At 69.4% G+C, this 14,349-nt stretch carries 10 protein-coding genes and 1 pseudogene; 7 read left to right on the top strand and 4 right to left on the bottom strand.

Going from position 1 to position 14,349, the window contains the following annotated elements:
* Position 1 precedes the first annotated feature (1 nt).
* On the top strand, positions 2-1,051 hold the full coding sequence (locus HWX09_RS31830) for a nucleoside hydrolase (protein ID WP_027781464.1): 1,050 nt from the start codon (positions 2-4) through the stop codon (positions 1,049-1,051).
* Positions 1,052-1,085: 34 nt separating this feature from the next.
* Here the strand turns inward: HWX09_RS31830 and HWX09_RS31825 are convergent, their stop codons facing one another.
* Entirely contained in the window at positions 1,086-1,994 is a 909-nt protein-coding gene (locus HWX09_RS31825) for a LysR family transcriptional regulator (protein WP_027781463.1), read from the bottom strand.
* A gap of 94 nt (positions 1,995-2,088) precedes the next feature.
* Between HWX09_RS31825 and HWX09_RS31820 the strand changes: the two genes are divergently transcribed.
* The 3 genes and pseudogenes from HWX09_RS31820 to HWX09_RS34025 all read left to right on the top strand — a co-directional run.
* Positions 2,089-3,438, top strand: a complete 1,350-nt coding sequence (locus tag HWX09_RS31820; protein ID WP_027781462.1) for an NCS2 family permease — start codon at positions 2,089-2,091, stop codon at positions 3,436-3,438.
* Between the two features lie 45 nt (positions 3,439-3,483).
* Positions 3,484-4,584: an adenosine deaminase gene (gene add / locus HWX09_RS31815; protein WP_027781461.1), complete on the top strand. Its 1,101-nt coding sequence runs from the start codon at positions 3,484-3,486 to the stop codon at positions 4,582-4,584.
* 173 nt (positions 4,585-4,757) lie between these two features.
* Positions 4,758-5,782 (top strand): annotated as a pseudogene (locus tag HWX09_RS34025) (WG repeat-containing protein); the annotation flags it as partial.
* A gap of 947 nt (positions 5,783-6,729) precedes the next feature.
* Here HWX09_RS34025 and HWX09_RS31805 read toward each other — a convergent pair.
* A complete protein-coding gene (locus HWX09_RS31805) occupies positions 6,730-8,958 on the bottom strand; it encodes a transglycosylase domain-containing protein (RefSeq protein WP_027781460.1) in 2,229 nt (742 codons plus the stop codon).
* Between the two features lie 124 nt (positions 8,959-9,082).
* On the bottom strand, positions 9,083-10,591 hold the full coding sequence (locus tag HWX09_RS31800; protein ID WP_027781459.1) for a PLP-dependent aminotransferase family protein: 1,509 nt from the start codon (positions 10,589-10,591) through the stop codon (positions 9,083-9,085).
* 123 nt (positions 10,592-10,714) lie between these two features.
* Here HWX09_RS31800 and HWX09_RS31795 point away from each other — a divergent pair, with 123 nt between their 5' ends.
* Positions 10,715-11,353 (top strand): FMN-binding negative transcriptional regulator, encoded by a 639-nt coding sequence (locus HWX09_RS31795; protein WP_027781458.1) that lies wholly within the window; start codon positions 10,715-10,717, stop codon positions 11,351-11,353.
* A 51-nt stretch (positions 11,354-11,404) separates the two neighbouring features.
* Here HWX09_RS31795 and HWX09_RS31790 read toward each other — a convergent pair whose 3' ends face one another.
* The gene (locus HWX09_RS31790) at positions 11,405-11,986 is read right to left on the bottom strand and encodes a thioredoxin family protein (RefSeq protein ID WP_027781457.1); all 582 of its coding nucleotides are present in this window, start codon (positions 11,984-11,986) and stop codon (positions 11,405-11,407) included.
* A gap of 239 nt (positions 11,987-12,225) precedes the next feature.
* Between HWX09_RS31790 and HWX09_RS31785 the strand changes: the two genes are divergently transcribed.
* Together HWX09_RS31785 and HWX09_RS31780 are read left to right on the top strand one after the other, a co-directional pair.
* Positions 12,226-12,966 (top strand): response regulator, encoded by a 741-nt coding sequence (locus tag HWX09_RS31785; protein WP_027781456.1) that lies wholly within the window; start codon positions 12,226-12,228, stop codon positions 12,964-12,966.
* Positions 12,963-14,285 carry an ATP-binding protein gene (locus HWX09_RS31780; protein WP_027781455.1) on the top strand — a complete coding sequence of 441 codons (1,323 nt, stop codon included), beginning with the start codon at positions 12,963-12,965 and terminating at the stop codon, positions 14,283-14,285. The genes HWX09_RS31785 and HWX09_RS31780 overlap by 4 nt, the downstream gene beginning before the upstream one ends.
* Positions 14,286-14,349: the final 64 nt, after the last annotated feature.

Below are 14,349 nucleotides of genomic sequence, written 5' to 3'. Positions count from 1 at the left end.
CATGACCCATCCGATCGCATCCCGCCGCAGCTTCCTGAAACTGTCCGCCGCGCTGGCCGGCACCGCGCTGCTGCCCGAAACGGGCGCATTCGCCGCCGGCGACGCCGCGCGCCGCACGGTGATCATCGATACCGATCCGGGGCAGGACGACGCCATCGCGATCCTGTTCGCGCTGGGCGCGCAGGACCGGCTTGACGTCCGCGCGCTGACCGCCGTCGCGGGCAACGTGCCGCTCGACCTGACCGAACGCAATGCGCGGATCATCCGCGACTGGGCCGGCCGCACGAAGACGCTGCCCGTTTATGCAGGTTGCCCGCGCCCGCTCGTGCGTGACCTGGTGACGGCCGCGAACGTGCACGGCAAGACGGGGCTCGAAGGCGTCGAACTGCACGAGCCGCGCGCGCCGCTTGCTGCCGGCCATGCGGTGTCGTATCTCGTCGATACGCTGAGCCGCGCGGCGCCGAACAGCGTGACGCTGTGCGCGCTCGGCCCGCTGACGAACATCGCGACCGCGCTGGTCGAGGCACCGCAGATTCGCGGCGCGCTGCGCGAAATCGTGCTGATGGGCGGTGCGTTCTTCGAACGCGGCAACATCACGCCGGCCGCCGAGTTCAACATCTACGTCGATCCGCAGGCGGCCGACGCGGTGTTCGGCAGCGGCGTGCCGATCGTCGTGCTGCCGCGCGACGTCGCCGTGAAGGCGCCGATCACGCCGGCACGCGTGGCGCCGTTCCGCGCGCTCGGCAACCGCTGCGGCGCGATCGTCGCGGACATCATGACGGCCGAACTGGCGTACAACAAGAAGCGGCGCGGTGTCGACGACGGGCCGATGTACGACCCGACCGCGGTCGGCTATCTCGTCGATCCGACGATGTTCGGCGGACGCAAGGTGAACGTCGTGGTCGAGACGACCGGGCAGTGGACGCTTGGCGAGACCGTCGTCGACTGGAATGGGCGCAGCGGCCGCGCGGCGAACGCGACGTGGATCAATGAGGTCGACGCGGACCGCTTCTACGCGGCGCTCGTCGAGCGCATCGCGAAGCTGCCCTGAACGCGGGCCGTCGCGCGGCGAACGGAATCATGAATCAGATGTGCTTCGCAATCCACTCGCGGCAGGCGCGCACGTGCGGGCCGCGATCGTCGCCGGCGAGCGAGATCAGCGAGATCGCGCGGGTGACGCGCGGTTTGTCGACGCGCAGCGCGACGAGTTCGGGATCGTGCAGATGCATCGTGTAGAGGCTCGGCAGCACGGCGGTCGCGAGGCCGTTGCGCGCGAGCGCGTAGAGCGGCTCGGTGTATTCCATCCGGTACGCGACGTTCAGGCGCAGCTTTCCGGCGCCGCCGGTGCGATGCAGCGATTCGCTGACGCTGCCGCGCACGAACACCGCGAGTTCGCGATCGACGAGCTTCGCCCACGTGACGCTCTTCGCGCGGGCGAGCGGATCGTCGTGCCGCACGACGATCACGATCTCGTCCTCGAAGAGTTGCTGGTAGCGCAGCGTGCCATCGTCGCCGTCGGGTTCGCGCACGCCGATGCCGAGATCGGCGACGCCGTCGCGCACCGCTTCGACGAGCGCGCTGTTCGGCAGATCGGTGAGCGTAAAGCGCAGCGTCGGCTGCGTGTCGCGCAGCGTGTTGAGTGCGGGCAGCAGGCGGCCCGCTACCGACGGGATGAACGCGATGCGTACGGTCTGGATGCGTTCGCCGGTGAGCCGCGTCATGTCGTCGAAGGTGCCGCGCGCCTGGTTGAGCAGGCGTTCGGCGAGCGGCAGCACGGCTTCGCCTGCGGACGTCAGCGTGAGCCGGTGCGCGGAACGCGCGAACAGGCGACCGCCGAGCAGGAACTCGATCTGGCGGATCGATGCGGTGAGCGCGGGCTGCGTGAGCGACAGCGCCTGCGCGGCCTGTGTGAAGCTGCGTGCATGGGCGAGCACGACGAAGTGCTGGACCTGCCGCAGCGTGAGCGCGGGCAGCAGCGACGAGCGGTCGGACATCGGGCAATAACGGTCGGGATGCGGTACGCGGCAGTATAAGACCGCGCTGCGCGAACCGACACAGGACAATATTCGGAATCACGGGAGAACCACCATGTCAGCGACTGACACGATGCCGGCGCGTGCGCCGGCCAACTGGCTCGAACGCCGCTTCGCGCTCGCCGCGCGCGGCACGAGCGTGCGCACCGAAACGATCGCGGGCGTCACGTCGTTTCTCGCGGCGGCGTACCTGCTCGTCGTGATCCCGTCGCTGCTCGCGACGGGCGGCATGGAGCGCGGCGCGGCGACGACCGCGACGATCATCGTGTTCGTGCTGTTCACCACGCTGATGGGGCTCTACGCGAACCTGCCGTTCCTCGTCGGCCCCGGTATCGGCGGCTCGGTGATCATCGGCGTGACGCTCGCGACGACCGAGCACGTCGGCTGGCAGACGGGCCTCGGCATCGCGTGCGTGTCGGGCGTGCTGTTCTTCCTGCTGACGATATTCGGAGCGCGCGGCGTCGTGGTGCGGCTGATCCCGGTGCAGATCAAGCTCGGGCTCGGCGCGTCGATCGGGTTGTTCGTCACGATGCTCGGGCTGCGCAATGCGGGAATGGTCGTCGCGAACGCGAAGACCAACGCGTTCGCGCTCGGCGACTTCTCGCGACCGGGCGCGCTCGTCGCGCTGATCGGCCTGGCTGTCGCGATCGTGCTGCAGGCGCGCAAGGTGCCCGGCGCGATCCTGATCGCGATTCTCGTCGCGGCCGCGGCCGGCGTGCCGCTCGGCGTCACGCACCTGCCCGCGTCGTTCATGTCGCTGCCGCACGGCATCGCGCCGATCGCGTTCAAGCTCGATATCGGCAGTGCGTTGAGTCTGGCCGCCGCGCCGTACCTGTTCGCGTTCTTCGCGGCCGAATTCTTCTCCACGCTCGGCACTGCGCTCGCGGTCGGCGCGAAGGCAAACCTGCTCGACGAACAGGGCAACCTGCCGAACATCAACCGGCCGTTCCTCGTCGATTCGCTCGCCGCGACGCTCGGCCCCGTGTTCGGCATTCCCGCACTGACCGCGCTGATCGAGTCGGCGGCTGGTGTCGAGGCCGGTGGCCGCAGCGGGCTGTCGTCGCTGGCTGCTGCCGTGCTGTTCGCCGCGATGCTGCTGTTCGTGCCGGTCGCGCTCGCGATCCCGAAGGAGGCCACCGCGCCGGCGCTGATCCTGATCGGGTTGTCGATGTTCGCAACGATCCGCCATACGCATTTCGACGACTTCACCGACGCGCTGCCCGTGATGTCGATGGTGCTGCTCACGCTGATGTCGAACAGTTTCGGTACCGGCATTGCGGGCGGGCTGCTGTGCTACGTGCTCGTCAAGCTGCTGGCCGGCCGCTGGCGCGACCTGTCGTGGGGGCTCGTCGTGCTCGCGATTCCGCTCGGCTATTACTTCTGGACCGTCGTGAAGCCGCACTGAGAGACGGCTTTCGCGACGCATCGGCACTACCCACAAGAGACTGACATGAAGGGAACACCAGGCAACGTCCCGGCCGCGCGCACGGGCATCGACATCACGCCGGCCCATCGGGCCTTCTTCCACGCGCTGCCGAAGGTCGAGCTGCATTGCCATCTGCTCGGCGCGGTGCGGCACGACACGTTCGTCGCGCTCGCGGAACGCAGCGGCGCGCCGATCGAGCGTGCGGAGATCGATGCGTTCTATGCGCGCGGCGAGAAGCCGGTCGGCGTGCTGCACGTACTGCGCGCGCTCGACAAGTATCTGCTCACGCAGCCCGACGACCTGCGGCGGATCACGTACGAGTACCTGGAAGACGCGGCCGCGCACAACGTTCGGCATGCAGAATTTTTCTGGAACCCCACGGGTACGGTGCGCATCTCGGGCATCACGTATGCGGACGCGCAGGCCGCGATCGTGACGGCAATCCGCGATGCCGCGCGCGACTTCGGGATCGGCGCGCGCCTGATCCCGAGCATCGACCGTGAGCAGGACCCCGACGAAGCAGTGGCGATCGTCGAATGGATGAAGGCGAATCGTGCGGACGAGGTCGCGGGGCTCGGGATCGACTATCGCGAGAACGACCGGCCGCCGGAGTTGTTCTGGAAGGCTTACCGCAATGCGCGCGCGGCCGGCTTCCGCACGACCGCGCATGCGGGCGAGTTCGGGATGCCGTGGCGCAACGTCGAGACGGCCGTCGATCTGCTGCAGGTCGATCGCGTCGATCACGGCTATACGATCGTCGACAACCCCGAGCTGTGCGCGCGCTATGCGGAACGCGGGATCGTGTTCACCGTCGTGCCGACGAATTCGTACTACCTGCGGACGCTGCCGCCGGAGCAATGGGCGGAGCTGCATCCGATGCGCAAGATGCCGGGTCTCGGGCTGAAGATCCACCCGAATACCGACGATCCCACGCTGCACAAGGTCAGTCCGAGCGAGGCGTGGGAGCTGATGTTCAGCCATTTCGGCTTCACGGTCGCGGAGCTGAAGCAGTTCATGCTGAACGGGATCGACGGCGCGTGGGCCGATGACGCGACGAAGGCTACGTGGCGTGCGGCATGGGCGCCGGAGTTCGACGCGCTGGCAGGCACGCTCGCCACGGGCTGAACGCGATCGAGTGCTTCGCCGGCCGGCGCATCGGCCGGCCGGCGATTCTTTCGGATGGGGAAGGTGGTCGCCCTCGAAATCGGACAGCGTGCCTGCGCGCCGTCATGGTTGAACGATGACGGCGATGGTGAGCGACGCAGGCGGCGATCGCCGGCGTCTGGCGTGCTCCTATAATGAGCGCCGACACGATCACGGCGACAATAAAAACGAGGGCGACCCTTCCGATGGGCAATCGAGCATGGCTCTATCTCCAGGCCGGTGACGGCGACGACGCGCGAATGATCCCGTTCGCGGAATCCAATAACCACTTCCCGCTGCTGTGGCGCGTGCTGCTTGCCGACGGCGGCGCAGGCGACGCGATTACCGATCAGCGCGTGTTCGGCGACGCCGGCACGTCGAATCTCGTGAGCGACGCACGCGCCGCGCATGCGCGCGTCAGCCGGCTCGCATCGTTCGTCGCCGCGTATCCGCTGCCGGGCGACGATCCGGCGCTGGCGCGCCAGTTCGATGCGGTCGTGCGTCATCTCGGCGAATCGATCGATGCGCTCGGCGACGCGCATGGCGCGCCCAGGCTATCCGCGAACCTCGACGAACTGTCATGGCTCGACGACGGCGATCCGAACGACTACATCGACGAGGAGCGCGATGCCTGCACGCGCCTGTGGTGGCGCGTCGCGAATTGCATGGACTTCCGTGACGTGCGCGGCGTGCGCGACGTGCTCGAGATCGACATGCCCGCCGACTGGCGCGACTGGGCGTGGGGCTTCGGGTTCGGCGGCCTGTCGCACTACTACTTCTGGCGCCAGGAACCGCCGCGCCGTGCGACCTATGAAGATCTGTTCGGCGGCGGCGAACTGCATGGCGACTATCTCGGCGACGGCACGTTCAACTTTCGCGCGCGCAACGGGCAGTGGGGCGTACGGCGCGAAACCGACGATGCATGGAGCGTGATCGTGCCGCCCGAATGGGCGAACCTGTGGGCCAGCGGCGCGCGTAACGATCGGTTGTTGTGGGCCGCGCGCGACGGAAAGGTCGGCCTGTTGCTTGCCGACGGCGAGGGGGCGCGGATCGTGCGCGAACCGGCGTTCGACGCGGTATGGGATTTCAGCGGCGACGTCGCCTGCGTGCGCGTTGGCGAGCGGTTCGGGCTTGTGCGTACGGACGGTGCATGGGTGCTGGAACCGACGCTCGACGATTTCAGCGAGTTCGCCGGCGGCGTCGCGTCCGCGAGCCTGGACGGCCGCTGGGGCTTCGTCGACACGCATGGCGCGTGGGTGATTCCGCCGCGTTTCGACGACGCGCATGAATTCGTGAGCGGCGGCGTCGCGGCGGTAGCCGAAGGCGGGCGGTGGGGGCTGATCGGGCGCGACGGGCAATGGCGCGCGCAGCCGGAGTGGGCGGCGCTCGAATGGTCGTCCGAGTGCGGCGCGTTCGTCGCGCGGCGCAATGGTCACGTCGGTCTCGTCGATGCGAAAGGCCGGGTGATCGTCGAACCGCATTACGCGGAAGTGGCCCCGCTGACCGACGGCGACCGCACGGAAATGTTCGACGAACTCGGCGCGATCCGCCATATCGTGCGGCGCGACGACGGGCGTTGCGCGATCGTCGACGGGCAGGGCCGCGTGCTCACGCCGTTCGACTTCGTCGACATGGGCGCGCTGTCGTGGTTGCCCGACGATGAAGCGGTGCCTGGCGAGCTGTTCACGCGTTACGCGATCGGCGTCCTGCCGGGCGAGCCGGTGCAGCTGGCGATCTGCGATCTCGAGACGGGCGCGACGATCGCGCAGGGGCGCTACGACGATGTCGCCGGCCTGTTCTGGGGTGCCGATCACGGCTGGCTGGCCTGCGTGCAGCACGACGACGGCAACGACGTGCGCGCGACGGTGCTGCGCGCGGACGGCACCGTGCTCCATCCGGCGCATTACACGAGGATCGGCGACGAACACGCTGTTCGACGACGATCGCGACGACGATGCCGCGCATGCGACGTCGATGCCGTGGTTCGTCCGCCGTGTCGAGATCGCGCAGCGCTGGAGCGTGGACGAACCGGTCGCCGCATTGCGCGACGATGGCGTGCCCGTGTGGCTGTACGCGGACGGGCACGCGACGACGACGCCTCGGTAGCCCGGCGCGTCGCCGGCACGCTCAGCGAAAGAACCTCAGCCAGTCGAACAACCCCGAATGCTGCGCGCGCCGCTTCGGCGCCGGCGCGCTGCGCGGCCGGAAGTCCGGCGAGAACTGCACGTGCGGATCGATCGCCCGCGCGCGCAGCGCCGCATCGTAGAACGACCCGACGATCGGCAGCGCGCTGTGCGCGCCCGCGCCCCAGTAGTCGCTGCGCAGCGTCACGCTGCCGTCGTCGAAGCCGACCCACGCGCCGGCCACCAGTTGCGGATGCATCAGGATGAACCAGCCGTCCGTGTTGTCCTGCGTCGTGCCGGTCTTCCCCGCGACGTCGATCCGAATTCCGTAGCGCGAGCGGATGTCGGCGCCGGTGCCGTAATCGACGACGCCGCGCATCGCGTCGACGAGCGTCTGCGCCGCAGCCACCGGTAACGCGCGCTCGGGCGGCGCACTGCCGAACGCGGCGAGCACCTTGCCGTCGCGATCCTCGATGCGCGTGATCATCTGCGGCGCGACGTACACGCCGCGGTTCGCGATCGTGCCGTACGCGGACACCATTTCCTTCAGCGTGACGGGGCTCGTGCCGAGCGCGAGCGACGGCACCGCATCGAGCGGGCTGTCGCGCACCCCCATCGCGCGGGCGAGCTGCGCGACCTTCGCGGGGCCTTCGTGCTGCATGACCTGCGCGGTGATACGGTTGCGCGACAGCGCCAGCCCGTCGCGCAGCGTCATCGGCTCGCCGGTCGGCGGTTCCGCATCGGTTGGCCGCCACACGGCGCGGCCGTCGATCGGGATTGCGACGGGGCGATCGACGAACGTATCGCCCGGCCGCATCCCGTCCGAGAACGCGGCGCCATAGACGAACGGCTTGAATGTCGAACCCGGCTGGCGCCGCGCCTGCGCGACGTGATCGAACGGCGCGCTGCCGAAATCGGGGCTGCCGACCCAGGCGCGAATCGCGCCGTTGCGCGGATCGATCGCGACGAAGCCGGCCTGTACCTGCGTCTTGCGCTCGCACAGCGCCCGCATGAAGTCGCGATTCGCGCCGAGCTGCTTCAGCGCCACCACATCGGCGAGCCCCGAGTCGCGCGCCTGGCGATACTCGGGCGTCTGGCGCATGAAGCCGCGGAACAGATCGTTGCGCAGCCCGCAGCCGGACGGCCCGCGCCATGCGCTGTCGGCGATCGCCTGCAGCCGTTCGGTCTGCCGCGTCAGCGCCTGCGTGGCCATGTCCTGCAGCCGCGCATCGAGCGTCGTGCGCACGACGAGACCGTCCGAGTAGAGATCGTAGTTGTTGCGGTCGGCCCACGCGATCAGCCACTTGCGCAGTTGCACCGCGAAATGCGGCGCGAGGCCCGGCTGCGCCGTCTGCCGTTCGAAGTCGACGCGCAGCGGCTGGTGCTGCAGTATCGCGAGTTGCCGCGGCGACAGCATGCCCATCTGCGCCATCCGGCCGAGTACGATGTTGCGCCGCTGGACCGCGCGTTCCGGATTCAACACCGGGTTGTAGTAGCTGTTGCCCTTCAACATCCCGACGAGCGTCGCGCTTTCCGCGATGTCGAGCTGGTCCGCCGACTTGCCGAAGTAGGTGCGCGCGGCCATTTCGACGCCGTAGGCGTTGTACAGGAACGGCACGGTATTCAGGTAGGTTTCGAGAATCTCGTCCTTGCTGTACACCGATTCGATCTTGAACGCGGTGATCAGCTCCTTCATCTTGCGCGTGAGCGTCGGCGCGCGGCCGACTTCGTCGGGATACAGGTTGCGTGCGAGCTGCTGCGTGATCGTCGAGCCGCCCTGGCGTTCGCCCGAGAACGTATGCAGCCCGGCCACGAGCGTGCGGCGCCAGTCGATGCCGTGATGCGCGTAGAAGCGGTGATCCTCGGTCGCGATCAGCGCGTCGACCATGTGCGGCGAGATCTGCTTGAGCGGCACCCATTCGCGGTTCACGGGCCGGAATTCGGCGATCAGCTGGCCGTCGGCCGACAGCACGCGCGCGGGGCGGTCGATGCGTGCCTTGCGGATGTCGCCGATGCTCGGCGTGAACGGAACGAACGCGAGCAGGACCAGCAGGCCCAGCACGGGAATCGCGGCGAGCGTCAGCGCCACGCCGCGCCGGGTCGGATGGCGCAGGCGATGCAGCGCGCCGGCACACAGTGCGCGGACGCGCGTGCGGCACGCGGCGGCGAGCGGCGCGACACGGGCGCGGCAACGGAGCCACGCGTTTCGGAGGAACGGCACGAAGCGATTCAAGGCGGCAGGGACGCGGAAGGAAGACGCGCGATCCTAGCAAACGGAACCCGCGCGCCGGCCGCCGAAACGGCCGTCTGCTTGCAGGATTTACAGACGATTACGTTTGTTGCCCGCCGACAACCTTTTACGGCGTGCGGGGCCGCGATCCCGCAGACGAAACGACGTCCGCGAGCCGCTGCGCGGCCGCTTCCATCTGCGCGCGGCCGAACCCGCCGAAGCCGAGCACGAGCCCGGGGCGCGCCGTGCCGGGCGCGAACATCGGCGACACCGCACGCACCGCGACGCCGGCCTGGGCGGCGCGCGCGACCACGTCGAGATCGTCGATTCCTTGCGCGAGCCACAGCACGACGTGCATCCCCTGGTCGCCCGGCTGTACCCACGCGCGCTCGCGCGGCAGCCGCGCGCCGAGCGTGTCGATCAGCAGCGCGCGCTGTTCCGCGTAGACGCCGCGCACGCGGCGGATGTGGCGATCGAGATGGCCTTCGGCGATGAACGCGGCGAGCACGTGCTGGTCGGCGGTCGGCGCGTGGCGGTCCATCAGCACGCGCGCGCCGCAGAACGCGGGCACGAGATCGTCGGGTGCGATCACGTAGCCGAGCCGCAGCGACGGAAACAGGATCTTGCTGAAGGTGCCGAGATAGATCACGCGGTCGGGCGCGAGGCCCTGCAGCGACGGGAACGGATAGCCTTCGTAGCGCAATTCGCTGTCGTAGTCGTCTTCGACGACCCATGCGCGGTGCGTGCGCGCCCACGCGAGCAGCGCATTGCGCCGCGCCATGCTCAGCGGCATGCCGAGCGGGTACTGATGCGACGGCGTGACGAACGCGGCGCGCGCACCGGGCGCGAGACGGATGCCGGCGTCGACGTCGAGGCCGTCGGCGTCGACCGGCACGCGCACCATCGCGTCGCGCCGCCCGGTGCTTTCGAGCAGCGCGGTGATGCCGCGATAGGCCGGATTCTCGACCCACGCGCGGTCGTTTTCGCCGAGCAGGACCTGGCTCGCGAGATGCAGCCCCTGCTGCGTGCCGCTCGTGATCACGACCTGGCCGGCATCGCAGCGCACCGAGCGCGACCGGCGCACGTAGTCGGCGATCGCTTCGCGCAGCGGCAGCGCGCCTTGCGGATCGGCATAGCCGGACGGCGCGCCGGCGCCGCGGGCACGCAGGCGATTGCCGAGCCGGCGCCAGATGTCGTCGGGCGCGGTAAGGCCGACCGGCACCGAGATCGCGAACGGCATGGCCGGCAGCGGACCGAATTCGCGGGCGATCCGCGCGAAGGTGGCGGCCGGTTCGGGCAGGCCGTCGTGCGCCGGGCGCCCGCGTCGGGCCGGCGGTTCGGGTTCGGTGACGGGCGCCGGCTCCGCGAGCGCGTTCGCGACCCGCGTGCCCGCGCCGCCCCGCGATTCGAGAAAGCCTTCGGCGATGAGCTGCGCGTACGCATCGACGACGGTGCCGCGCGCCACCTGCAGCGACGCGGCCAGTAGCCGCGTGGAAGGCAGCGTGTCGCCGGGCCGGACGTCACCGCGGCGCACCGCGTCGCGCAGCGCCTGCGCGAGCTGGCGGCTCAGGTCGCCGGCCGCGCGGTCGAGCGCGCCGAGCGACGGGATTTCGACGATCCGGGCCGTTCTTGCCATGATTCTGGTCTGCTGAAATTGTTTCAAACCGGCTCTACAGCATAAACCAGTTTAGGGACACAATCGACGCATGACGGGCCTGCGCCCGCGCCATTTCCCAGCCCGCACGACCGTGGAGCCGACATGTACGTCCCCGCCGATTTCAACGAACCCAACCCCGACGCGCTGCGCGAGCTGATCGTGCAGCACCCGTTCGGCAGCCTGATCACGCACGGCAAGAGCGGGCTCGACGCGAACCACATTCCGTTCGAGCTGGTGCCCGACGACGGCGGGCTCGGCGAACTGCACGCGCACGTCGCGCGGGCGAATCCGGTCTGGCAGGACGTCGCGGACGGCGATGAGGTGCTCGTGATCTTTCGTGCCGGCGACGCGTACATCTCGCCGAACTGGTATCCGAGCAAGCACGTCGCGCACCGGCAGGTGCCGACGTGGAACTACCGGGTCGTGCATGCGTACGGCCGCATCGCGGTGCGCGACGACGAGAAGTTCGTGCGCGGCGTGGTCGCCCGGCTGACGCGCACGCACGAGGCGTCGCAGCCGGTGCCGTGGAAGATGGGCGACGCGCCGCAGGACTACATCGACACGATGCTGCAATCGATCGTCGGGCTGCAGGTCAAGATCACGCGGCTCGTCGGCAAGCGCAAGCTCGGACAGAACAAGGCCGAGGCCGATATCCGCGGCGCCGGCGAAGCGTTGGTCGCGGACGGCCATCTCGCGATCGGCGAGGCGATGCTCGCGGAGGCCGACGCGAAGCACACGTGAGCGCATGAGGACCGCGGCGCGCGGGCGAGTATCGCGCCCGCGCCGCGCAGGTCACTGCGTGCGCGTCGAACCCTTCATCCCGTCCCCGGCCTGCGCGAGCGCCGCGCGAATCGCCGCCTCCGTCTTGTCGTACCCGCCCTCGCCATAACGCGTATAGACGATCTTGCCGTTCGCATCGATCAGGTACAGCGCGGGCCAGTACTGGTTGCCGTACGCGCGCCACGTGTCGTAGCGGTTGTCCTGCGCGACCGGATACCGGATGTCGAAGCGCTTGATCGCATCGGCGACGTTCTTCGCGTCGCGTTCGAACGGATATTCCGGCGTATGCACGCCGACCACGACGAGCCCCTGGTCGCGATACTTCCGATACCAGTCGTTCACGTACGGAATCGTATGAATGCAGTTGATGCACGAGTACGTCCAGAAATCGACGAGCACGACCTTGCCGCGCAACTGTTCGAGCGTCAGCGGCGCGCTGTTGTGCCAGCGGTCGATGCCGGTGAAACCGGGCGCCGCCATGCCGGCCGGCGACGTCTGCGCGCCCGCGTCGTCGCGGGTGCCCGCGAAGGCGGCGAGCCCGGCCGTGGCGGCGAGGGCGATGACGAGGGCGGCGGTCTTGAGTCGGGGCAGCATGGCGTTCTCCTGATCGTTGGGGGCCGCGGCGCGCTGGCGGCGGCTGGACGGGTTTCGACAGGCCCCATTAGGCGGCGCCGACGTATCTGCGATGTGTCCGGCCGGCCGCGCGTATGCAATGTTGTGTGTCGTCATGGTGGCGCGATACATTGGGATACAAACGCGTGCCCGCCGTGCGGTATAAAAGCGGACATCGCCCGCCCGAACCCCGACACCGATACCGACACCTACAACGACTCATGGACAAGATCGACCACGTGCTGATCGTCGACGACGATCGCGCGATCCGCGAACTGATCGCGGACTACCTGGAGAAGAACGGCATGCGCGTGTCGCTGGCCGCGAACGGCCGGGAGATGCGCAACGCGCTGGATGACGGCGCGCCCGACCTGATCGTGCTCGACCTGATGCTGCCCGGCGAGGACGGCCTGACGCTGTGCCGGGACCTGCGCGCCGGCAAGTTCCGCACGGTGCCGGTGCTGATGCTCACCGCACGCGGCGAGGAAACCGACCGCATCATCGGCCTCGAGATGGGCGCCGACGATTACCTGGCCAAGCCGTTCGCGGTGCGCGAGCTGCTCGCGCGGATCCGCTCGGTGCTGCGCCGCGCGCGCATGCTGCCGCCCGGCATGCAGGTGACGGAAACGGCCGCGATACTCGCATTCGGCGAATGGCAGCTCGACACGACCGGACGCCACCTGCTCGACGCCGAAGGCACGCTGGTCGCGCTGAGCGGCGCCGAATACCGGCTGCTGCGCGTGTTCCTCGACAACCCGCAGCGCGTGCTGACGCGCGACCAGTTGCTCAATCTCACGCAAGGGCGCCAGTCCGACCCGTTCGACCGCTCGATCGACCTGCTCGTGAGCCGGCTGCGCCAGCGCCTGCGCGACGGCGCGCGCGAACCGCGCTACATCAAGACGCTGCGCAACGAGGGCTACGTGTTCTCGTCGGCCGTGACCTCCGTCGGCGGTACGCCATGAACGCGCGCATGCCGTGGCACTGGCCGCGCTCGCTGTTCGCACGGCTCGCGCTGATCCTGTGCGTGGGCCTCGCGCTCGCGCAGACGCTGTCGTTCTGGCTGACCGTGACCGAGCGAGACCAGGCGACCACGAACCTGATGATGGGCTACATCGAGCGGGAGGTCGCGAGTTCGGTCGCGCTGCTCGACCATCTGCCGCCGGCCGAGCGGGCCGCGTGGTTGCCGCGCCTCGCGCGGCGCAGCTATGCGTTCATCCTCGGGCCCGGCCAAACCGGCACGCCGCCGGAGGCGCGGCTGTCGGCGCGCGTCGAGCGCTCGATCTCGGACGGCATCGGCGGCGACTACCCGCTGACCGCGAATTCGATCCCCGGCGACAGCGAACACCTGCAGGTGCATCTGCGGCTGACCGACGGGTCGCCGCTGACGATCGACATCCACCCGATGTCGACGGTGCCGCTGTCGGGCTGGCTGCCGGCCGTGCTCGTGGTGCAGCTCGCGGTGCTGGCCGCGTGCTGCTGGCTCGCGGTGCGGCTCGCGACGCGGCCGCTCAACCAGCTCGCGCAGGCCGCCGATGCGCTCGGCCCCGATCTGAAAGGCGAGCGGCTGAGCGAAGAGGGGCCGTCGGAAGTCGCGCGCGCCGCGCGGGCATTCAACGCGATGCAGGACCGCATCGCGCAGTACATGGCCGAGCGCATGCAGATCCTCGCGTCGATCTCGCACGACCTGCAGACGCCGATCACGCGGATGCGGCTGCGCGTCGACGTGATGGACGACGATACGCAGGGCGCCAAGCTGCGCCAGGACCTGCTGGAGATGGAGCATCTGGTGAAGGAGGGCGTCGCGTACGCGCGGACGCTGCACGGCACCGAGGAGGCCGCACGCCGCATCGATCTCGACGCGCTGCTCGACAGCATCGTGTACGACTACACGGATGCGGGGCAGGACGTCGCGCTGCACAGCGGCGCGCCGCTCGCGCTCGTCACGCGGCCGAAGGCACTGCGCCGCATCGTCGGCAACCTGGTCGACAACGCGCTGAAGTTCGCGGGCGCGGCCGAGATCGACGTGCGGGCGGCGCCGGACGGCGGCGCGGTGATCGCGGTGCTCGACCGCGGGCCCGGCATTCCGGACGATCAGCTCGACGCGGTGTTCGAGCCGTTCCGGCGCGTGGAGACGTCGCGCAATCGCGATACGGGCGGCACGGGGCTCGGCCTCGCGATCGCGCGGCAACTGGCGCTTGCGATGGGCGGTACGCTCACGCTGAACAACCGGTCCGACGGTGGCGGGCTCGAAGCGAGGCTGACGCTGAGGAGCGCGGGGTGACGCGACGCGGCGCGCGAGCGTCGCGGTTTCAGGCGCGTGCCGATGTGTGTGACCTGTGCGATGT

The sequence above is a fragment of the Burkholderia sp. BCC1208 genome (assembly GCF_902833095.1).
In the GTDB taxonomy this organism is placed as follows: domain Bacteria; phylum Pseudomonadota; class Gammaproteobacteria; order Burkholderiales; family Burkholderiaceae; genus Burkholderia.
The sequence above is the reverse complement of the archived record's forward strand: the minus strand, read 5'-3'. Positions and strand labels throughout refer to the sequence as shown.